Source organism: Myroides sp. LoEW2-1 (assembly GCF_009767705.1).
GTDB classification, from domain to species: domain Bacteria; phylum Bacteroidota; class Bacteroidia; order Flavobacteriales; family Flavobacteriaceae; genus Flavobacterium; species Flavobacterium album_A.
The window spans coordinates 1-1,019 of record NZ_WSPP01000149.1 but is presented as its reverse complement, the minus strand read 5'-3'; the positions used below and the strand labels follow the sequence as shown (position 1 = coordinate 1,019).

At 32.2% G+C, this 1,019-nt stretch carries 2 protein-coding genes; both read right to left on the bottom strand.

Annotated elements, in window-relative coordinates; translation table 11 throughout:
* Positions 1-566: helix-turn-helix domain-containing protein (locus GOQ24_RS09380; RefSeq protein ID WP_160339550.1), on the bottom strand; the 566-nt coding region annotated here is incomplete at its 3' end.
* Between the two features lie 20 nt (positions 567-586).
* Complete coding sequence (locus tag GOQ24_RS09375; RefSeq protein WP_160339549.1) at positions 587-940, bottom strand: transposase; 354 nt, start codon at positions 938-940, stop codon at positions 587-589.
* Positions 941-1,019 lie beyond the last annotated feature (79 nt).

Sequence of the window (1,019 nt, the reverse complement as noted above, 5' to 3'; positions counted from 1 at the left end):
GCTGTTTCTACGGTTCTTTTTACATCATTAGCTTCCATAGAGTCACATAGTTCCCAATGAATAATATAACGGCTGTAATCGTCTAAAATCGTACTTAAATAATACCAACCCCATCCAATAATTTTAAAGTACGTGAAGTCTGTTTGCCACATTTGATGTACAAACTGTGTTTTATCTTTAAATTCATTAGATGCTTCTATTAGAATATGATTTGGAGCGGGTATTAAATCTCTCTTCTTTAATATTCTATAAACACTGGACTCTGAGATATAGATACCTTGTTCATCTGTAATTTTATAAGCTAATTCTCGTGAAGATAATTCAGGATATTCTAAAGCTATCTCAACAACTAAGTTCTGTTGACTCTCAGGAATACTATTCCATTGCCTATTACTTATTCGCTTACTTTTTTCTAATCCATCATATCCTTTTTCTAAGTAACGTTTATACCATTTATAAAAGCTGCTTTTAGGAATACCAAACTCTTCAAGAGTCTTTTTAACTCCCAATTCACTTGTGGTTACACTTTGGATTAGCTCATATTTCTCTGCTGCTGTTAGTCTCATATACTTGCGATATAATTCATTTATTCCAGCATGTCTAAGGTTTTTTTTACAATATCGTAACGCAATACCAAATCTGCAACTACCTCTTTTAGTTTTGCATTTTCTTTGCGTAACTCTGCTACTTCATCACTGGTAGCCTCTCTTGTAATATCTCCTGATAATCGTTTTTTACCTGCCTCTAAAAACTCTTTATTCCATTTATAGAACTGAGTTTGACTAATGGAGTATTTTCTACATAGTTCTGATACAGATAGCTCTGCTCGTAATCCTTCTATTACAATCAATACTTTCTGTTCTGAGGTAAATAGTCTACGCGTATTTTTACGGATATCTTTTACCATACTTTCTGGTGTTTTCTTACTGACTCTTCCCATAATTATAAAGTTATCATTTTTTGAAAACACTATCTTATTTATAGTATCTTAATTGTCCACTTTTTGCTGACGATTTACA

Bases quoted from the DNA above. Each gene is read 5' to 3' on its own strand.
- GOQ24_RS09375 (WP_160339549.1), bottom strand. From the start codon at position 940: ATGGGAAGAGTCAGTAAGAAAACACCAGAAAGTATGGTAAAAGATATC.